Raw genomic sequence first — 18,030 nt, forward strand, 5'->3', positions numbered from 1 at the left:
CAAAATATGGCATACAGCGTGTGGAACCCTGCGGGAACCGGGGTTTTGCGGGTCTTTTTAAGGGGCCGAGACGCCAGTTTGACCGGTCCCAGCAGGGATATATTCTCGCCAAACGTGCGGCGGGGCGCTTTCTCATGTCAGATCTGTTCTTTCAGGCCGGTGCGTCATGACGGCTCGGCTCAGAACCATCCTGGATGGCGGGCGCTATTTCGAAGGCCCGCGCTGGCATCGCGGGCGGCTCTGGTTCGTCGACTGCATGGCGCGGATGCTGCTCAGCATCAGCCCGTCAGGCGAACGCCAGGAGCATGCGGCGGTGACCGATGACACGCCGTGCGGTCTTGGCGTGCTGCCTGATGGCGACATCGTCGTGCTGACGATGTTCAGGAAGCGGCTGCTGCGGTTTTCCGGCGGCGCGCTGTCGCTGTATGCCGATCTTTCCGGGATCGCGACCGGTACGATCGATGACATGATCGTCGACGGGCAGGGCCGTGCCTATGTCGGCGATCTCGGCTTCAATCTACCGCCGCCGGAGGGCCGCGGCGCCGTCGGCCGCATCATCCTGGTGATGCCCGACGGCGGCGCCCGCGTCGTCGCCGACGGATTGCGTTTTCCGAACGGCATCGCCGTGTCTTCGGATCACCGACGGCTCGTCGTCGCGGAAATGGATGGCGCATGCCTTGCCGGCTACGACATCGCGCCGGACGGCGGCCTGAGCCTTCGCGGGCGGTTCGGTCGCGTCAATGATCCCGACGGCATCTGCCTCGACGGCGACGGAGCAGTCTGGGTCGCGTCCTTCACCGAAGACGCGTTTGTCCGGATCGATCGCAATGGTGTCGAGCGTGCGCGCATCGCGGTCCCCGGCCGCCGCGCGCTCGCCTGTGCATTCGGCGGCACGGATCGCAGGTCGCTGTTCTGCCTGAGCGCGGAGACGTCCTACGAGGAGCTGCGGAAGGGCAAATCGGTGTCGCGGATCGACGTGATCGAGGTCGATACACCGGGCGACGGCTATCCCTAGCCGGGGCGGGACTGTTTCTTCTTTTGCTTCTCTTTCTTCTTCAGGATCTCGGCCTGGCTCCTGAAGGCGCGGGCCAGGGAGCGCATCTGATCGGCGACGATTGCGTCCGCGGTCGCCGATGCGACCCGCTCCGCGGTCTGCGCTTGCTTGCGAATTGCCTTGGCCATTTTCATGAAGGAACCAATCGCGCTGCGTCGTCCTGGTTCCCGCGCCAGCGACGGCCTGTTGCGGCCTTGAGTTTTGTTCTTGTTTCGTTCATAGTAAGGCACTCCGGGAGAATGCCATGGACGCCGAGCGAGACCGCGAAATCATCAGGCTGTGGAATGAACTCCGCCGGCTGCAGCGCGAGGGACGTCCGACGGCGTTGCTGGTCCGCCGGATCGAGCAGGCTCTTGCGGCACGCGAGCAGGAGGCGGCCTGAAGCTCCCGTTTGACGCGATTGCTTCAGGCGACCGGTCTAGCGCCCGCCGTCCGGCCCCATCACCAGATTCGGCAGCCAGGTCGATATCTCCGGGAAGAAGCATAGCATCAGCACGGCGAACATCATCAGCAGCACGAAGGGCAGCGTGCCCCAGATCACCTCGCTCAGCGGGATGTCGGGCGCGACGTTGCGGATGACGAAGATGTTGAGGCCGACCGGCGGGTGGATCAGGCCCATCTCCATCACGATGGTCATGACAACACCGAACCAGATGATGTCGAACTCGGCGGCGCGGAGCGGCGGCAGGATGATCGGCGCGGTCATCAGGATGATCGAGACCGGCGGCAGGAAGAAGCCGAGCACGATCACCATCACGAGGATCGCAAACAAGAGCTCCCAGCGCGGCAGGTGCATCGCGACGATCGCCTCGGCTGCCGATTGCGAGATGTGCAAATAGCTCATCACATAGGAATAAAGCAGCGACATGCCGATGATCAGCATCAGCATGGTCGACTCGCGGATCGTCGATTTCAGGATCGGCGACAGGTCGCTCGGTTTCCACACGCTGTAGATCACGGCGATGAGCCCGAGCGCCAGAAGGCCGCCGAGGCCGGCGGTTTCCGACGGCGTCGCGTAGCCGCCATACAGCGCGATCATCACGCCGGTTAGCAGCAGCACAAACGGGATCACGCGCGGCAGCGCGCTGAAGCGCTCGGCCATGGTGAACTCGTCGCGTTGCAGGATCGCGGCATCCGTGCCGGTCGCGTCATAGACGGCGCGGGCCATGGCGTATTCCTTGCGGAAGCGGAACACGGCGTAGAGGCCGAACAACGACACCAGCAGCAGTCCGGGGCCGATGCCGGCGAGGAACAGCCGTCCCAGCGATTTCTCGGCCGCGACGGCGAACAGGATCATCGTGATCGAGGGCGGCAGCAGGATGCCGAGCGTGCCGCCGGCGGCGATGATCCCCGCTGCAAAGCCGCCGGAATAGCCGCGCTTGCGCATCTCGGGGATGCCGGCCGAACCGATCGCCGAGCAGGTCGCGGGCGAGGAACCGGCCATCGCCGCGAACAGGGCGCAGGCGAACACGTTGGCGACGCCGAGCCCGCCGGGCACGCGGTGCAGCCAGGCATGCAGCGCCGAGTAGAGATCCTGGCCGGCGCGGGATTTGCCGATCGCCGCGCCCTTTAGGATGAACAGCGGGATCGACAGCAGCGTGATCGAGGCCATCTCCTCGTAGACGTTCTGCGTCACCGTATCGAGCGAGGCCGCCGGCATGTAGATCGCCATGAACACGACGGCGACCGCACCGAGCGCGAACGCGATCGGCATGCCGGAGAACATCGCAAACAGGGTGGCAAGCCCGTAGGAGATGCCAATACCAAACACGGTCATCGGCGTGCGCCACCGGTCAGCGGAATGAGGATTTGCAGAAGGAGCTGCACGCAGAGCAGCGTCATGCCGAGCGCCATCAGCCCGTAGGGGATGGCGAGCGGCGGCGACCACATCGAGTTGGACACCTGGCCGTCCACATAGGCCTCGTGCGCCAGGGTCCAGGACTTCCAGGCGAAGAAGGTGCAGAACGCGAAGCTCGCGACGTCGACCAGCCACAGCCTGATGCTGTTGGCGCGCGCCGAGAGCAGGCCGACGAACGCCTCGATGCCGACATGACCGCGCTGGCTCTGCACATAGGCCGAGGACATGAAGGTGGCGCCGACCAGCAGGAACACGGCGGCCTCGTCCTGCCAGTAGTTCGGGCTGTGGAACAGGGCGCGGCCGAGCACGCTGTAGCTCAGGATCACGCAGGCCGCGATCAGGGCGAGCGCGGCGAACACCACGATGATGTTGTTGCAGACGGACAGCGCACGCCCGAGCAGCGCCACGGGTGTATGGCCCGTGGCGATGCTTGGGGTTTCGGCTTGATCCGCGGCCGGACCATGCATCATGCGGCGACGTCGCTTGCGAGCTTCAGCAGGTTGGCTGATGTCGCCGTCTTGGCACCGTAGTCCTTCCAGGCGGTGTCGCGCGCGATGTCGCGCCACTTGCCGACGATGGCGGCGTCGAGTGCGCTGACCTTGGCGCCGGCCCTCTCATAGACCTTGGTGACTTCGGTATCGTCGTCCTGCGCCCCCTTGCGGCCGAACGCCTCGAGCTCGGCGCCGACGGCGAGGATGACGTCCTGCTGGTTCTTCGGCAGCTTGTCGAAGATCGCCTTCGACATCATCAACGGCTCCAGCATGAACCAATAGGAGGCGCCGGCGCCCGAGGTCAGCGACTTCGCGACCTCCTCGAGGCGGAACGAGATCAGGCTGGTGGAGGAGGTGATGCCAGCATCGCAGGCGCCGGTCTGCATCGCGGCGTAGATCTCGTTTGAGGGCACCGACAGCACGGCGGCGCCGGCGGTCTGCAGCACCATGTCCATCTCGCGCGAGCCGCCGCGCACCTTGAGGCCCTTGGCGTCTTCGGGCGCCACGATCGCCTTGGAGCGGCTCGCGACGCCGCCGGCCTGCCAGACCCAGGAGATTAGCAGAATGCCCTTGTCGGCGAGGAAGTCGCTCAGCGCCTTGCCGACCGGCTCCTTCTTCCAGCGCAGGCCCTGGTCGTAGGTCGTGACCAGGCCCGGCATCAGGCCGATATTGGTCTCCGGCAATTCGCCGCCGGCATAGGGCATCGGATAGAGGCTGAGATCGAGCGCGCCCTTGCGCATCGCCGAGAACTGCGCGTTGGTCTTGATGAGCGAGGAGTTCGGATAGACCTCGGCGGTGAGGTCGCCGCCCGAGCGCTTGGCGACCTCGGCCGCGAACATCCGGCACAGCCTGTCGCGGAAATCGCCCTTGTCGATGGTGCCGCCGGGGAACTGGTGCGAGATCTTCAGCGTGGTCGCGGCATGCGCGGTCCCGACACCCATCCGCAGGACGGCGGGTGCGGCGAGCGCGGAAGCGAGGACGTGGCGGCGTGTGAGCATGGTTCTTCCCCTGAAGAGCTTCTTGAGTGGCTGTTAGGCCGGCGCGGAGCTTTAGCCTAGCCGGTCTTGGCGTGAAACCTCTCTAGTCTGATAGTTCGAGGCGCCCTGATAGTGCGGGCCGACAGGCGGTCGCAAGTCGTCAGGTCGCAAGTCTTGCCGTTGCTGCGGCGCACACTGCGCCGCCGCCCGATCCTCGTGCGATGAGCGATGGGCGTACGCGCCGGGATGCTTCAAGAATTTGTTATTGAAGGTAACAACCGGCGGCGCAAGTGCGTCGAGGAGAGAGCGGCAAGTCGTCGCGCTCACATTCGACCACACAAGGGATCATTACCATGACCACCAAGACCCGCCTCGGCCTTTCCGCCGCGCTGCTCTCGTTCAGCCTCGCGCTTGCGCCCGCCGCCTTCGCTCAGGACAAGATGGGCAAGGACGATGCGATGAAGAAGGAAGGCACGATGTCCAAGGATGCCATGAAGAAGGACGATGGCATGATGAAGAAGGACGACGCCATGAAGAAGGATGGCGGCGCGATGATGAAGAAAGACGACGGCATGAAGAAGAACTGACCGTCGCCACCGCTCATCCATCACAGGCCCGCCGTCGTGGCGGGCCTGGTTACGCCTCAGCGCTTCTTCTTGCCGCGCTCCTTGCGCGCAGCGTAGCGCGCGTCGCGCTTGGCCTTCTGTTCAGCCTCGAGCGCAGCCAGTCGTGCGGTTTCCTCTTCCTTCTCCCGCGCAATGCGGATGGCCTCGGCAGCGGCGGCCTCTTCCTCGCGGCGCTTCCGTTCGGCCTTCTCGATTTCACGGGCTTCCCTGGCCTTGGCGCGGCGTTCGGCGATAGCCGCACGCTCCTCGGCCCGTGCCTTCACGGTCGGATCGTCAGCGCCCGGCTGGGTGCGAAACTTGTTGAGGAGGTTTTGCCGCGCCTGCAGGGCCGCTTTCTGGCGGTCGGCAAAACCCGGTTCCTTGAAGCCACTCATAGAGGAAGCCTGCTGCTTTCTGTTCGTTGATGGATGGGGTTCGGTTCGGCGTTCAATAAGTGAATGGCAGCGAAAAGGCCAGTGGTGAACGAGGGGCTGTGGAGCAAAGGAGATATGAGCGGACAGCAAATGGCGGACGGTGGTGTTTGCGCCCGGCTGGCGGCCGGCGTGGTGAGTGGTTGGTCACCGAACCTGCCGACAGGCCTAGCCGCGCTGAAACTGCTCGCGCCGACCGTTGCCGAGGACCTTGGCGACTGTCTCGGCGGTCATCGCGCTCCGGTCCGAGGCGCGCTGCGCTTCCAGCCTGTCGCGCGCCTTTTCGGTGATCAGGAGGCTGATCAGCCGAAGTCTGCTGGTCTCGTCGACAGCTTCCGAAAGCAGCTGCCTGTAACGCTGATAATCGTAACTCGCTTCTTGTTCGCTCACCGGCACGCCCCGCACACGCGCTCCACTCGGCGAGCAGTTTTTCGCGAGTCGCGCCAGCCCGCAATGGAATTGCAGGGCCGATCGCTGCCGGCGCGCATTTCGTTGTGCGACTGTTGCAGAATTGATCGCACGCAACCGTGCAAACGGGCATGATGCAGGCGATGGCAAAAGGGAACCGAAGCGGCCATGAGCGAATCCGAAGACGGAGGCAACCGCCGCGGGGCGCTGATCGGACTGCTGGTCGCGGTGGTCATGCTCGCGGTCGGTCTCTGGCTTGCGCATGACCTGACGGCGGCGAGCAAGCTGCAGGACTGCCTGATGTCGGGCCGGACCAACTGTAATGTGATCGAGCCGGCGCGCTGACCCTGCCTTGTGGCAGTGCAATATCGCTCCCACATCAAGCCCAAAGATTCGGGCTGAACTGTTTGGTCCCGGCTGTGACTGCGGTCACACGCGGACAGGCGGGCTGCCTCGACTCCCAGAGATCGGCGGGAACCAAGGCCATGATGTCCAAGCTGTGGTCCGGAACGGGCGCGGCACTGGCTGCCGCAGGCGCGGCGGGTGCCGTTTTGGTAGCGTATCTATCCCTGACGCTGGCGTCGCCAGAACCGGTGTCGAGCGCGGCGCTCGGGCCGGCGTGGCAATGCAGCCGCGTGGCTTTCGTGCTGACCACCTGCACGCGGGCGGGCGAGGATGAACAAGAGGCCAGGGCTGAGCGCGAGGTGAAGGCTGAGCGTGAGGTCAAGACCGAGGGCGAGGTCAAGGCGATCCCGGTGCGGGCCAAGGACGATTGTCCGCCGGAACCCTAGATCTTTGTTTCTGACGCGCCGTCTTTAAGCGGATCGGTGCCCACTTCGCTCAAACGCGCTCTGGCCGGCCGGGTTGCGGCCGCGGCCGCATTTCAAACTATTTCTTGGTGGCGCCACGCGGCTTGATGGAGAGGCCAAGGCGCATCGCCATCTTCTTGATGCGCTCCGGCGAACGGCCGGTCGCCTTCACGACCTCCTCCAGGGACTTGGAGGAGCGCGCCAATTCCATCAGTCGTCGGTCCTCCTTGAACGACCACCGCGGCTTTCGGGCCATCTTGTTGGTATCCTTGTGCATTGCTGGGCAACAAAGCCGCCAGGCGGGGTCGCCTGACGGCCTTGCCGGTGTGGGCCCGGACCTTGGGGAAATGTCCGGTGGATAAGCAATACTGCTTCCGGATCAGGTCGCAATTGAAACCGAAATTTAACCTAACCTATCAAGGTTACTTGCAAGGATACTTGGATAGAGCGTGGCAGGAGGCCTTATGCGCAAGGTCGCCATTTTGAGTGCCGCAGCATTTTTACTGTCCGGTTGCTGGTCCGACCCGGAGGTCACGGGATCGACCAACAGCTGCGCGGCCAATCTTTATAGTCAGTACAATCCCAAGGTCATGGATCAGTGCGTCAACGCCTGCATCAAGTGTGACCATGGCAACGTCACGACCTGCACGACCTCCTGTACGCTGAAGGGCGCGCGGTAACCGATCCGCGCACGCGCCGACGCGAACAGGGCCCGGCGGTCGCATGCGCGCGTTCGCGTGATCGCGTGGCTGCGCGATATTGGCGCGCCTTGCGCGGCGGCTTGAACGCCGTTATCGCGTCTGTTCGGCGGCGCCATCGCCGAGCCGGAAACCAAGAACGTGGAACAGAGCGCGATGAGCGGGCCTTCCTATGTCGCGGTCGATTGGGGCACCAGCAGCTTCCGGCTCTGGCTGATGAGCGCCGGCGGCGAGCTGTTCGGCGAACGGCGCAGCGACGATGGCATGACGGCGGCCGCCAGGGCCGGCTTTCCGTCGGTGCTGCAATCGCATCTCGACGCGCTGGGCGCGGCAGCCAATCTGCCTGTCGTGATCTGCGGCATGGCCGGCGCGCGGCAGGGCTGGGTCGAGGCCGGCTATGTCGACACACCGGCGCATCTGTCCGAAATCCTCAAAGGCGCCGTCGTGGTCAGGGGGCAGCCGCGCGATATCCGCATCCTGCCCGGGGTTGCGCAGCGCGATGCCGCGGCACCCGATGTGATGCGTGGCGAGGAAACCCAGTTGCTCGGCGCGCTCGGTCTGGATGCGCCGGGCGAGGCCCTCGTTTGCATGCCGGGAACCCATTCCAAATGGGTGCGCCTGCGCGGTGGAACGGTCGAGCGCTTTGCGACCTTCATGACCGGCGAGTTGTTCAGCGTGGTTGCGCGCGATACCATTCTGTCGCATGCCGTCGCCGGTGCGGAAGAGGCCGTTGATGCCGATGCGTTCCGCTCGGCCGTCGTCGAGGCGTTCGCAACGCCGGCGCGATCGGCCAATTTGCTGTTTCGGGTGCGATCCCGGCAGTTGCTGTTCGGCGGCAGCGCGCAGGCGGCCCGTGAAACGATCTCCGGCACGTTGATCGGTGCCGAGCTGGCGGCCGGCCTTGCCGAGCGGGAGCCAGCAACGCCGGTTACGCTGATTGCATCGGGCCGGCTGCAACGGCTCTATCGGATCGCGCTCGAAAGCCTTTCGATTCCGCTCAACGTGATGGATGCGGAGGAGGCGGTTCGCCGTGGCCTCGCCGGCGCCGCGGCGGCGATCTGGACCAATTGAGGGATCAACGCATGAGCATTCCGTTTCCTCCGATGAAGCGTCCGCTGGTCGCGATCCTGCGCGGCGTCAAGCCGGACGAGGCATTGGGCATCGTGAGCGCGCTGCTCGAGGCTGATATGACCGCGATCGAGATTCCGCTGAACTCCCCCGAGCCGTTCCGTTCGATCGAGATCGCGGCGAAGCGGGCGCCCGCTGATGTCCTGATCGGCGCCGGCACGGTGCTGACCGCGGGAGACGTCGATCGTCTCCATGACGCCGGCGGGCGCCTCATGGTGTCGCCGAACGTCGATGTCGACGTGCTTGCGCGCGCCCGGCACCACGCGATGATCACGATGCCCGGTGTGTTCTCGCCGACGGAAGCGCTGCTCGCCGTGCGCGCGGGCGCCTCGACCCTGAAGTTCTTTCCGGCAAGCGTGCTCGGCGCTTCCGGCATCTCGGCGATTCGCGCCGTGCTGCCGCCGGATGTGATGCTCGCCGCCGTCGGCGGCGTCTCGGACCAGAATTTCGCGGAGTATGCGAAGGCGGGTATTCGCGCCTTCGGTCTCGGCAGCAGCCTCTACAAGCCGGGCATGACGGCCGCGGATGTTGCGGTCCGCGCAAAGGTGACAATCGAGGCGTATGACAGGGCTATGCAGGGCGCGAGCTAGGCCCGGTCCGTAGTTCTTGACTGCGGGCTAATCGTCGCGCTTGCCGCCGTCGATCACCCTGAACAGCGGGGCTGCCTCGCGAGGATTCTCGAGCAGCTCTTCGACCATGGCGATCGCGGACGCGACGTATTTCCCGGTCGCGGCGTCCAGCGGCCGTTCGGCTTCGTCTGCCAGCGCGAGCTTGGCGCCTTCGAGCAGTTTGCGGGTGCGGATGGCGGACTCGTCGCCGGAGGTCAGGGCGGCGCGCGCGATCGATCGCAGCACGAACAGCTCGCCCTCCAGCCGCAGCAGGCGGTCGTTCAGCTTGCTCAGCACAGTATTCAGGTTCCGCATGTCGTCCTCTCCGGGCGTTGGACCCGTCTTCCATACACGGTCATTCTTGACGAAATTCTTGTGCCGGCCACACACCATTTGGTTTGTTGAACGGCGTCGCCGGCCACCCCGTGTTCCCGGCGGCCCTGGCAGGCGCTGTCGTCCGGCGGAGTGGTTTGTGGATCACGGCGAATAGCCCTAGTAGTGACCGCGGTCAGGCGCCCCGTGCGCGCACCCGGTTAGGAACGACGAAGGAACGCACATGAAGATTGCCGTCGAAACGACCGTTGCCGCGCCGATCGCAGATGTCTGGCGCGCCTACACCACGCCCGACGACATCAAACAGTGGAATGCGGCCTCCGACGATTGGCACACCACTGCTGCGACCGTGGACCTGCGCGCCGGTGGCGCATTCTCGTCGCGGATGGAAGCCAAGGACGGCAGCATGGGGTTCGATTTCGCCGGCACTTACACCAAGGTCGAGGCGCCCCGGCTGCTGGAATATGCGTTCGGCGACCGCACCGCGCAGGTTGCGTTCACGCCTGAGGCGGGCGGCGTCAAGCTGCAGGTCAGCTTCGACGGCGAGGATACCCATTCGGTCGAGCAGCAGCGCGGCGGCTGGCAGGCGATCCTGGACAATTTCAAGCGCTACGTCGAGGCAAAGCAGCGGTCCTGATCCGGCCACTGGAGGCGACGTGATCGATGCAGCAAGGGTCTGGCAGCTTGCGCTGCCAGCGAGACTGCAACAAAGCGCAAGCGGATCGACCAGATGCTGGAAGAATTGAAAGCCGGCGGGGTCTAAATGGGAATGGCGTATCGGCCGAGCAACCGGGCGAGGTGATCGTTCTCTCGGCGCTGTCGCGGTGGTCGTCAGGAGCAAATGCGATGCGTTGTATCTTGGCACTTGGCCTACTGGTCATCCTTTGCGTGTCGGCGAGCGCCGCAACACGGCGTCACTCCCACACACGCCAATCCGCAACCGTTCGTTCGCCCGCGGCTGCAACGCCGGCGGCACGCTTCGCCGTTCCCGGCTGGAGTGACGAGTCGACACGCCAGTGGCTCGACCGTGCCTCGGAAAATGTCGGCCGAGGCGGATAGTGCGGTAGCCCTTGGCGCCAAACTCAATCGGCACCGTCGTCTTCGGTTCCCCGAGAGTTCGATGCCAAGCGGCCGCCGTACTGCCGGGGAACGCCCGCGGCCCTTCTCGCGCTCACGCCCTCGCTCTCACGCAGTTCCTTCCGCGCGCGCCGTGCGGTTCGCATCGCTCGCTTGATATTTGAATCGTGCGAGTCCTCGTCGAAGAAGAGGACGATCTCGCAGCTAGGGCACTGACGCGAGTAACCATTCTGCAGCCGCTTGGCGCGATCACGAAAGACGTTTTTGCAGCGTGTGCAACGGATCTGGACGGAGTCTTCCATATCGATCCCAAAATATCGACGAACAATGAGAGCGCTGGCAATCTCTTCGAGGAAGCAGCTCCAGATTAAGAAATCACGAAACACGCCGCCTAGGATCGCTGCAAGAATCGGAACAGGCAACGTGACGCACAGAATACGTTCGGCATCTCAAGCGCCGTCGGAACTTTGTTCACGCACGGAGAACCACGGAATCGTTTCGTGCGCTGAATGATAAAGAGCAAGACGCGATTTCAGAGCAGACCGTGAACATCAAAAAGAATGACCTCAGCGCGTGGGCCACGCTGAGGCCAAGTTGACACTTTGGTCGTGAGGCACCGTCACCAGTGCCTCGGTGCTTAGCCTACCTTCGTTTCTCTGCAGCCAAATAGCCCATATGGGCCATGATCGTTGGCACAGAACGTGCGCTCTTGGAGCTGTCAGGATTTTGCATCACCTTCCTGGGGCTAGGAGCAGCGCCGTCCGCGTCTATTTCAAGCGGGCGGCGTTGTGCATTTAGGCAGCTGGCACGCGGCTTCAATCAAAATCAGCGATCCACCGGTCGAATTTCCAGGCTCTCGATTTCGACCAGCGGACTAGAGAAAGCACCCTCGTTCAACGGATGCAGAGTGACGGGAGTATTCGTGCCGCCGGTGAGGACATTATCACGCGCGCCGCTTTCGTGCGTGTAACTGCCGGCGAGTTGGTCGAGCCCGAGCCACGGCACCGGCGCCATCACCTTCCAGGCCAGTGCGACTTCCTGGTCGCCGATGAAAACGCCGAGGTTGGGAATGGCTGCGACGTAACGGCTGTCCGGTGCGCTATCGGCCTGCAGCACGCAATCAAGATTGGTCACCGCGCCCAGGACGAAACCGGTATCGGGGCCGCCACGACACGTGAGCGTTCCGGCCTGCACCTGTTGTGCCTTGGCGGTTGCGATGGGCGTGGCGAGAACGGCCGCGCCCCACACCGCAACGATGACCCAATGACCCGTTGTACGCATGGCGCTGTACAACGCGAACGGACGCGCAATCGGTCCACGCTCTCGCGCGCGGCCTTCGCTGGTGGTTAAGAGAACCTTAGAATTGGGCCCCCAACGAAACTACGCCGCCGGGCTCGAAATGAATTGTCCCGGCGGCGGTCTGTTTCAACCTGGGCCCGCAATCCCAGTGATGGTCTGTCTGCAAGACTGGCGCCAAGGTTCGAGCAACCCGTATTCATACGGGCGTTAGCGTCTCGCGACAGTCTGGGGTTGGCTGCTGACTTTCTTGTGCCCCGGCGGAGGTCCGATTGTCACCCAGACCACCGCGGCAATCACCACCGCCGTCAGGATGGCGCCGGCCAAGGGCTGATCGCTGTCCATGCGCCGCGCCTGTTCAGATATGATGCTCCAGCTTCCGCATCTCCTGCAGGCGGGCCAGGCAGAAATCCCGATACAATTCGTTGATGAAATCCCACATGACCGAATCCCCTTTTTGGTGCAATGACGCGACGCTACCCCGGGTTTGTTTCCGGCCCGCTTCGCGGCTTCCGCAAAATGGCTTCATCGAAGGGGAGAGGCGTGGCGATCCCGGCAGGATTCGAACCTGCAACCCGCGGAGTAGAAATCCGCTACTCTATCCAGTTGAGCTACGGGACCGTGGCCGCCTTGTAGCATCCGCAATATGAAAAATCCGCCTTTCCGCCAAGTCCGTCCGAACCGATTTTTGTGGTCAGACGACAAAGGCGAGCAGGGGTCCTGTCCTGTGTTGGCCAGACCCGCCCGCCGAGCCGGCATGACGCTGCCGCCGGGGCTGGTCGAAGGAATGTCGGCAATGCAATCTGCGACGTTTTCGTCCGTTCATGTCGGCGCCTTCACTCCGTCACCTTTTCGCGCATTTTTTAGCCCCAACGCGGCGTTCGACCGCGGGGCGTTCAGGAGCTCCATCATGATCGGATTGGTTCGTGCGGCCGCACTTTGCGCCACGCTGGCGCTCGGCCTGGTGAGCGCCCAGGCTGCGGACAAGGCCTTCAGGCGCGACGATCTCGCGGATTCCGCGATCAAGCTGGAGGCCCAGATCAAGAGCGAGGCGGGCTCGGTCAACAAGTCGGCCGCTACCTTGCGCACCGACGCGGACGCAGCCTTCAAGCGCAATGATTTCCGCGGCGGGCTCACGATCCTCGGCCAGATCGCGGCAACCGCGCCCGAGGACGGCGCCAACTGGCTGCGGCTTGCCAGGACCGTGTTCCAGATCCGCTCCGCCAGCTCCAGCGAACAGACCTTCCTGATGGAGCGCGCCTCCACGGCCGCTTACATCGCCTATCAGCGCGCCGGCAATGCGGGCGAGGAGGCCGATTCGCTGGCCGTGCTCGGCAAGGCGCTCGCGGAGCGCAAGCTGTGGCGTCCGGCGCTCGACGCGCTGCGGCTGTCGCTCGACCTGCGCGAGGTCGCCGATGTCCGGGGCCAGTATGAGAAGATGCGCGACGAGCACGGCTTCCGGCTGCTCGATTATACCGTCGATTCCGACGCGGCCTCGCCGCGGGCCTGCTTCCAGTTCTCCGAGGAATTGGCCAAGCGCGTCGACTTCGCGCCGTATCTCGCACTAGCCGGCACCGACAAGCCGGCTTTGTCGGCAGAGGGCCAGCAGCTCTGCGTCGACGGGCTGAAGCACGGCGAGCGCTACAACATCAATCTGCGCGCCGGCCTGCCGTCAACCGTCAAGGAGACCCTGCCGAAATCCGCTGAGTTCAACATCTATGTCCGCGACCGCAAGCCGTTCGTGCGGTTCACCGGGCGGGCCTACGTGCTGCCGCGGACCGGCCAGCGCGGTATCCCGGTGGTCAGCGTCAACACGCCGGCGGTCACGGTCAACGTATTCCGGATCGGCGACCGCAACCTGATCAACACCGTGATTGATAGCGACTTCCAGAGCACGCTGAACCGCTATCAGCTCTCCGATCTCGGCGACCAGCGCGGCGTCAAGGTGTGGTCCGGCGAGCTCGCCACCGCCACCACGTTGAACCAGGACGTCGTCACCGCATTTCCGGTCGATCAGGCGCTCGGCGACCTGCAGCCGGGTGTCTATGTCATGACCGCCGCGGCCAAGGGGCCGGGCAGCGATGACGATGGCACGCTGGCGACGCAATGGTTCATCGTCTCCGACATGGGCCTGTCGGCCTTCTCCGGCAATGACGGTATCCACGTCTTCGTCAATTCGCTGGCCTCGACCGAACCGGTCGCCAATGCCGAGGTGAAGCTGGTCGCCCGCAACAACGAGATCCTGGCCACCCGCAAGACGGATGCAGGAGGCCATGTGCTGTTCGAGCAGGGGCTGGCGCGCGGCGAGGGCGGATTGTCGCCGGCACTGCTGACGGTGACGGGCGAGAAAGCCGACTACGCCTTCCTGAGCCTGAAGACCAACGCTTTCGACCTCACCGACCGCGGCGTCGCAGGGCGGGCGATCCCGGCAGGCGCCGACGCCTTCGTCTACGCCGAGCGCGGCGTCTACCGCTCCAACGAGACCGTCTATCTGACCGCGCTGCTGCGCGATGGACAGGGCAATGCCTTGACCGGGACGCCGCTGACCATGGTGATCGAGCGGCCCGACGGCGTCGAATTCCGCCGCACCGTGCTGCCCGACCAGGGCGCCGGCGGCCGCATGCTGGCGGTGGCGCTGAACTCCGCGGTGCCGACGGGGACCTGGCGGGCGCGTGTCTTTACCGATCCCAAGGGCTCGTCGGTCGGCGAGACCACCTTCATGGTCGAGGATTACATCCCTGAGCGGATCGAATTCGACCTGACCAGCAAGGAGAAGGTGATCAAAGCTGAAGTTCCAGTGGAACTTCAGGTTTCCGGCCACTTCCTCTATGGCGCGCCGGCCTCGGGTCTGCAGCTCGAGGGCGACATGCTGGTCGCGCCCGCGGCGGCCGGCCGGCCCGGCTACGCCGGCTACCAGTTCGGCGTCGACGACGAGCAGACCGCGAGCAACGAGCGGACCCCGATCGAGGACCTGCCGGAGGCCGATGCCAACGGCGCGGCGAGCTTCCCGGTCAAGCTCGAGAAGGTCCCGGCCTCGACCCGGCCGCAGGAGGCCCAGATCTTCATCCGCATGGCGGAGACTGGCGGCCGTTCGGTCGAGCGCAAGATCGTGCTGCCGGTTGCCCCAGTAGCCTCGCTGATCGGCGTCAAGCCGCTGTTCGGCGACAAGAGCGTGGCCGAGGGCGACAAGGCCGAGTTCGACGTCGTGTTCGTCGCGCCCGACGGCAAGCAGCTGTCGCGCAACGGACTGCGCTACGAGCTGTTGAAGCTGGAGTCGCGTTACCAATGGTACCGACAGAATTCGTCCTGGCAGTATGAGCCGGTCAAATCGACCCGCCGCGTCGCCGACGGTGACGTCAATCTCGCGGCCGACAAGCCGATGCGCCTGACCTTCCAGCCGCAGCCCGGCCGCTACCGGCTCGATGTGAAATCGACCGATGCCGATGGTCCGGTGACCTCGGTGCAGTTCGATGTCGGCTGGTATTCCGACGGCAGCGCTGACACGCCCGATCTGCTCGAAACCTCGATCGACAGGCCGGAATATCAGTCCGGCGACACCATGACGGTGTCGGTCAACGCGCGCACCGCCGGGAAGCTCACGGTCTACGTGCTTGGCGACCGCCTGCTGACGACCCAAAGCGTCGACGTCAAGGAGGGCACCCAACAGGTCAAGCTCCCGGTCGGCAAGGACTGGGGCACCGGCGCTTACATCATGACGACGCTGCGCCGTCCGCTCGACGCCGCTGCCGGGCGCATGCCGGGCCGCGCGATCGGGCTGAAATGGTTCGGCATCGACAAGAAGACACGCACGCTGGCCGTCGAGCTCTCGCCGCCCGCATTGGTGCGGCCGGGCACGACGCTGAAGATTCCGGTCAAGCTCGGCGGGCTCAATCCCGGCGAGGACGCCAAGGTGGTGCTGGCCGCGGTCGATGTCGGCATTCTCAACCTGACGAATTACAAGCCGCCGGCGCCGGATGACTATTATCTCGGCCAGCGCCGCCTGACCGCCGAGATCCGCGACCTCTATGGCCAGCTGATCGACGGCATGCAGGGCACCCAGGGTCAGATCCGCAGCGGCGGCGACGCCGCCGGCGCCGAGCTGCAGGGCTCGCCGCCGACGCAGAAGCCGCTCGCGCTCTATTCCGGTATCGTCACGGTCGGTCCCGACGGCACTGCCGAGGTGAGCTTCGATATCCCCGAATTCGCCGGCACCGCGCGGGTGATGGCGGTGGCGTGGAGTGCCACCAAACTCGGCCGCGCGAATGTTGATGTCATCGTGCGTGATCCCGTGGTGGTGACCGCGACATTACCGCGTTTCCTGCTGACCGGTGACAAGGGCACCATCAGCATGGATATCGACAATGTCGAAGGCGCCGCCGGCGATTACGCCGTCAGCGTCAAGGCGAGCGGCCCGGTCAAGGCTTCGGGTAATCCGACCACGACCGTGAAGCTTGCCGCCAAGCAGCGCACGTCGCTGTCGCTGGGCCTCGAGGCCGGCGGCGCGGGGCGCGCCGATTTCGACGTCGACATTTCAGGGCCGAACGGGATGACGTTGGCGCGGCACTATGCGCTCGACGTCAAGCCGGCGACCCAGGTGCTGGCGCGCCGCTCGATCCGCACGCTGGCGAAGGGCGAGAGCCTTACGCTGACGTCCGATATGTTCTCCGATCTCGTGCCGGGCACCGGCAGCGTCTCGATCTCGGCGAGCCTGTCGACCGCGCTCGATGCGGCGAGCATCCTGAAGGCGCTCGATCGCTACCCCTATGGCTGCTCCGAGCAGATCACGAGCCGCGCATTGCCTCTGCTCTATGTCAACGATCTCGCCGCCGGCGCCCATCTTGCGATGGACACCGCGGTCGACCAGCGCATCCGCGATGCGATCGAGCGGCTGCTGGCGCGACAAGGATCAAATGGCTCGTTCGGCCTGTGGTCAGCAGGCGGCGACGACGCCTGGCTCGACGCCTACGTCACCGACTTCCTGACCCGGGCCCGCGAAAAGGGCTTTGCGGTGCCGGACGTGCTGTTCAAGAACGCCCTCGACCGCGTCAGGAATTCGGTGGTCAATGCCAACGAGCCGGAGAAGGACGGCGGCCGCGATCTGGCCTACGGCCTCTACGTGCTCGCGCGCAACGGCGCCGCGCCGATCGGCGACCTGCGCTATCTCGCCGACACCAAGCTGAACAATCTGGCGACGCCGATCTCCAAGGCGCAGCTTGCTGCGGCGCTGGCGCTGGTCGGCGACAAGGCGCGGGCCGAGCGGGTCTATGGCTCCGCGCTCGATGCGCTGAACCCCAAACCGGTGATCGAGTTCGGCCGCGTCGATTACGGCTCGGCGCTGCGCGATGCGGCCGCGCTGGTTTCGCTCGCAGGCGAGGGCAATGCGCCGCGCACGACGCTGACGCAGGCGGTGCTGCGGGTCGAAGCGGCGCGGGGGCTGTCGCCCTACACCTCGACGCAGGAGAATGCGTGGATGGTGCTGGCGGCGCGCGCGCTCGCCAGGGAGACGATGGCGCTCGACATCAACGGCCAGCCGGTCAAGACCGCGGTCTATCGCAGCTACAAGGCCGAGGAGATGACGGGCCAGCCGCTCAAGATCACCAATACCGGCGATGCGCCGGTACAGGCGGTGATCTCGGTGTCGGGCTCGCCGGTGACGCCGGAACCCGCGGCCTCCAATGGCTTCAAGATCGAGCGCAGCCTTTTCACGCTCGACGGCAAGCCGGCCGACGTCAGCAAGGCGAAACAGAATGACCGCTTCGCGGTTGTGCTGAAGGTGACGGAAGCGAAACCGGAATTCGGTCACATCATGGTGGCCGATTATCTGCCGGCCGGGCTCGAGATCGACAACCCGAACCTGGTGTCGTCAGGCGATTCCGGCACGCTCGAGTGGATCGAGGACGGCGTCGAGCCGAAGAACACCGAGTTCCGCGATGACCGCTTCACCGCGGCGATCGACCGGGGCGCCAGCGACAAGTCGGTGTTCACGGTTGCTTACGTAGTGCGCGCGGTGTCGCCCGGAAAATACGTGCTGCCGCAGGCCTATGTCGAGGACATGTACAACCCCTCGCGCTACGGCCGCAGCGGCACCGGTGCGGTCGAGGTGAAGCCGGCGAAATGAGTGATCGTGGAATGAGCAAGGACGCGCGTCCAAAACTCTTCTCGTCATGGCCGCGCTTGACCCGGCCTTCCAGGGACACGTCTGCTGGCAAGAATGACGTGGATGCCCGGGTCAAGCCCGGGCATGACAAGCGCGGTGG

19 protein-coding genes and 1 tRNA gene are annotated in these 18,030 nt (G+C 64.9%); 10 read left to right on the forward strand and 10 right to left on the reverse strand.

The window, feature by feature from the left end; translation table 11 throughout:
• Positions 1–166 precede the first annotated feature (166 nt).
• Entirely contained in the window at positions 167–1,015 is an 849-nt protein-coding gene (locus AC066Y_RS33970) for an SMP-30/gluconolactonase/LRE family protein (protein WP_478277684.1), read from the forward strand.
• On the opposite strand, the gene AC066Y_RS33975 is transcribed toward AC066Y_RS33970, so the two are convergent.
• Positions 1,012–1,284, reverse strand: a complete 273-nt coding sequence (locus AC066Y_RS33975) for a hypothetical protein (RefSeq protein WP_478277685.1) — start codon at positions 1,282–1,284, stop codon at positions 1,012–1,014. The two genes, AC066Y_RS33970 and AC066Y_RS33975, sit on opposite strands and share 4 nt — an antisense overlap.
• 14 nt (positions 1,285–1,298) lie before the next feature.
• On the opposite strand from AC066Y_RS33975, the gene AC066Y_RS33980 reads away from it, so the two are divergent.
• Positions 1,299–1,436 carry a hypothetical protein gene (locus AC066Y_RS33980; RefSeq protein ID WP_158231348.1) on the forward strand — a complete coding sequence of 46 codons (138 nt, stop codon included), beginning with the start codon at positions 1,299–1,301 and terminating at the stop codon, positions 1,434–1,436.
• A 36-nt stretch (positions 1,437–1,472) separates the two neighbouring features.
• Here the strand turns inward: AC066Y_RS33980 and AC066Y_RS33985 are convergent, their stop codons facing one another.
• Genes AC066Y_RS33985 through dctP form a run of 3 tightly spaced genes read right to left on the reverse strand, consistent with a single transcriptional unit; the run spans position 1,473 to position 4,401 of the window.
• Positions 1,473–2,831, reverse strand: coding sequence for a TRAP transporter large permease (locus AC066Y_RS33985; protein ID WP_478277686.1), 1,359 nt, complete (start codon positions 2,829–2,831; stop codon positions 1,473–1,475).
• Positions 2,828–3,382, reverse strand: a complete 555-nt coding sequence (locus AC066Y_RS33990) for a TRAP transporter small permease (protein WP_478277687.1) — start codon at positions 3,380–3,382, stop codon at positions 2,828–2,830. The genes AC066Y_RS33985 and AC066Y_RS33990 overlap by 4 nt, the downstream gene beginning before the upstream one ends.
• Positions 3,379–4,401: a TRAP transporter substrate-binding protein DctP gene (gene dctP, locus AC066Y_RS33995; protein ID WP_456722973.1), complete on the reverse strand. Its 1,023-nt coding sequence runs from the start codon at positions 4,399–4,401 to the stop codon at positions 3,379–3,381. Before dctP ends, AC066Y_RS33990 begins: the two co-directional genes overlap by 4 nt.
• Before the next feature lie 332 nt (positions 4,402–4,733).
• Here dctP and AC066Y_RS34000 point away from each other — a divergent pair, with 332 nt between their 5' ends.
• Positions 4,734–4,967 carry a pentapeptide MXKDX repeat protein gene (locus tag AC066Y_RS34000; protein WP_092114537.1) on the forward strand — a complete coding sequence of 78 codons (234 nt, stop codon included), beginning with the start codon at positions 4,734–4,736 and terminating at the stop codon, positions 4,965–4,967.
• 56 nt (positions 4,968–5,023) lie between these two features.
• Here AC066Y_RS34000 and AC066Y_RS34005 read toward each other — a convergent pair whose 3' ends face one another.
• Positions 5,024–5,380: a DUF6481 family protein gene (locus AC066Y_RS34005; RefSeq protein WP_212314696.1), complete on the reverse strand. Its 357-nt coding sequence runs from the start codon at positions 5,378–5,380 to the stop codon at positions 5,024–5,026.
• A gap of 204 nt (positions 5,381–5,584) precedes the next feature.
• The gene (locus AC066Y_RS34010) at positions 5,585–5,806 is read right to left on the reverse strand and encodes a hypothetical protein (RefSeq protein ID WP_212314694.1); all 222 of its coding nucleotides are present in this window, start codon (positions 5,804–5,806) and stop codon (positions 5,585–5,587) included.
• 186 nt (positions 5,807–5,992) lie between these two features.
• On the opposite strand from AC066Y_RS34010, the gene AC066Y_RS34015 reads away from it, so the two are divergent.
• Together AC066Y_RS34015 and AC066Y_RS34020 are read left to right on the forward strand one after the other, a co-directional pair.
• On the forward strand, positions 5,993–6,169 hold the full coding sequence (locus AC066Y_RS34015; RefSeq protein ID WP_478277688.1) for a hypothetical protein: 177 nt from the start codon (positions 5,993–5,995) through the stop codon (positions 6,167–6,169).
• Between the two features lie 140 nt (positions 6,170–6,309).
• A complete protein-coding gene (locus AC066Y_RS34020; RefSeq protein WP_478277689.1) occupies positions 6,310–6,615 on the forward strand; it encodes a hypothetical protein in 306 nt (101 codons plus the stop codon).
• A 97-nt stretch (positions 6,616–6,712) separates the two neighbouring features.
• Here AC066Y_RS34020 and AC066Y_RS34025 read toward each other — a convergent pair whose 3' ends face one another.
• Positions 6,713–6,889, reverse strand: coding sequence for a hypothetical protein (locus AC066Y_RS34025; protein ID WP_171947593.1), 177 nt, complete (start codon positions 6,887–6,889; stop codon positions 6,713–6,715).
• Between the two features lie 208 nt (positions 6,890–7,097).
• Between AC066Y_RS34025 and AC066Y_RS34030 the strand changes: the two genes are divergently transcribed.
• The 3 genes from AC066Y_RS34030 (at position 7,098) to AC066Y_RS34040 (ending at position 9,049) form a co-directional block, all read left to right on the forward strand.
• Positions 7,098–7,313, forward strand: coding sequence for a hypothetical protein (locus AC066Y_RS34030; RefSeq protein ID WP_050402491.1), 216 nt, complete (start codon positions 7,098–7,100; stop codon positions 7,311–7,313).
• A gap of 174 nt (positions 7,314–7,487) precedes the next feature.
• Complete coding sequence (locus AC066Y_RS34035; protein ID WP_478277690.1) at positions 7,488–8,402, forward strand: 2-dehydro-3-deoxygalactonokinase; 915 nt, start codon at positions 7,488–7,490, stop codon at positions 8,400–8,402.
• Positions 8,403–8,413: 11 nt separating this feature from the next.
• Positions 8,414–9,049: a 2-dehydro-3-deoxy-6-phosphogalactonate aldolase gene (locus tag AC066Y_RS34040; protein WP_478277691.1), complete on the forward strand. Its 636-nt coding sequence runs from the start codon at positions 8,414–8,416 to the stop codon at positions 9,047–9,049.
• Positions 9,050–9,076: 27 nt separating this feature from the next.
• On the opposite strand, the gene AC066Y_RS34045 is transcribed toward AC066Y_RS34040, so the two are convergent.
• Positions 9,077–9,382: a hypothetical protein gene (locus AC066Y_RS34045; protein WP_478277692.1), complete on the reverse strand. Its 306-nt coding sequence runs from the start codon at positions 9,380–9,382 to the stop codon at positions 9,077–9,079.
• 241 nt (positions 9,383–9,623) lie between these two features.
• On the opposite strand from AC066Y_RS34045, the gene AC066Y_RS34050 reads away from it, so the two are divergent.
• Entirely contained in the window at positions 9,624–10,037 is a 414-nt protein-coding gene (locus AC066Y_RS34050) for an SRPBCC family protein (RefSeq protein ID WP_092114531.1), read from the forward strand.
• Positions 10,038–11,302: 1,265 nt separating this feature from the next.
• On the opposite strand, the gene AC066Y_RS34055 is transcribed toward AC066Y_RS34050, so the two are convergent.
• Positions 11,303–11,758 (reverse strand): DUF992 domain-containing protein, encoded by a 456-nt coding sequence (locus AC066Y_RS34055; protein ID WP_478277693.1) that lies wholly within the window; start codon positions 11,756–11,758, stop codon positions 11,303–11,305.
• A 559-nt stretch (positions 11,759–12,317) separates the two neighbouring features.
• Positions 12,318–12,394: transfer RNA gene (locus AC066Y_RS34060), tRNA-Arg, on the reverse strand.
• 289 nt (positions 12,395–12,683) lie between these two features.
• On the opposite strand from AC066Y_RS34060, the gene AC066Y_RS34065 reads away from it, so the two are divergent.
• Positions 12,684–17,891, forward strand: coding sequence for an alpha-2-macroglobulin family protein (locus tag AC066Y_RS34065; protein ID WP_478277694.1), 5,208 nt, complete (start codon positions 12,684–12,686; stop codon positions 17,889–17,891).
• The last annotated feature ends 139 nt before the right edge of the window (positions 17,892–18,030 follow it).

The sequence above is a fragment of the Bradyrhizobium sp. USDA3010 genome, from assembly GCF_056429065.1.

Coding starts and splice junctions, on each gene's coding strand:
- AC066Y_RS34030 (WP_050402491.1), top strand. CDS start 7,098: ATGCGCAAGGTCGCCATTTTGAGTGCCGCAGCATTTTTACTGTCCGGT.
- AC066Y_RS34050 (WP_092114531.1), top strand. CDS start 9,624: ATGAAGATTGCCGTCGAAACGACCGTTGCCGCGCCGATCGCAGATGTC.
- AC066Y_RS33985 (WP_478277686.1), bottom strand. CDS start 2,831: ATGACCGTGTTTGGTATTGGCATCTCCTACGGGCTTGCCACCCTGTTT.
- dctP (WP_456722973.1), bottom strand. CDS start 4,401: ATGCTCACACGCCGCCACGTCCTCGCTTCCGCGCTCGCCGCACCCGCC.
- AC066Y_RS34045 (WP_478277692.1), bottom strand. CDS start 9,382: ATGCGGAACCTGAATACTGTGCTGAGCAAGCTGAACGACCGCCTGCTG.
- AC066Y_RS34065 (WP_478277694.1), top strand. CDS start 12,684: ATGATCGGATTGGTTCGTGCGGCCGCACTTTGCGCCACGCTGGCGCTC.
- AC066Y_RS34040 (WP_478277691.1), top strand. CDS start 8,414: ATGAGCATTCCGTTTCCTCCGATGAAGCGTCCGCTGGTCGCGATCCTG.
- AC066Y_RS33990 (WP_478277687.1), bottom strand. CDS start 3,382: ATGATGCATGGTCCGGCCGCGGATCAAGCCGAAACCCCAAGCATCGCC.
- AC066Y_RS34020 (WP_478277689.1), top strand. CDS start 6,310: ATGATGTCCAAGCTGTGGTCCGGAACGGGCGCGGCACTGGCTGCCGCA.
- AC066Y_RS33970 (WP_478277684.1), top strand. CDS start 167: ATGACGGCTCGGCTCAGAACCATCCTGGATGGCGGGCGCTATTTCGAA.
- AC066Y_RS33980 (WP_158231348.1), top strand. CDS start 1,299: ATGGACGCCGAGCGAGACCGCGAAATCATCAGGCTGTGGAATGAACTC.
- AC066Y_RS34055 (WP_478277693.1), bottom strand. CDS start 11,758: ATGCGTACAACGGGTCATTGGGTCATCGTTGCGGTGTGGGGCGCGGCC.
- AC066Y_RS34035 (WP_478277690.1), top strand. CDS start 7,488: ATGAGCGGGCCTTCCTATGTCGCGGTCGATTGGGGCACCAGCAGCTTC.
- AC066Y_RS34000 (WP_092114537.1), top strand. CDS start 4,734: ATGACCACCAAGACCCGCCTCGGCCTTTCCGCCGCGCTGCTCTCGTTC.
- AC066Y_RS34025 (WP_171947593.1), bottom strand. CDS start 6,889: ATGGCCCGAAAGCCGCGGTGGTCGTTCAAGGAGGACCGACGACTGATG.
- AC066Y_RS34005 (WP_212314696.1), bottom strand. CDS start 5,380: ATGAGTGGCTTCAAGGAACCGGGTTTTGCCGACCGCCAGAAAGCGGCC.
- AC066Y_RS34015 (WP_478277688.1), top strand. CDS start 5,993: ATGAGCGAATCCGAAGACGGAGGCAACCGCCGCGGGGCGCTGATCGGA.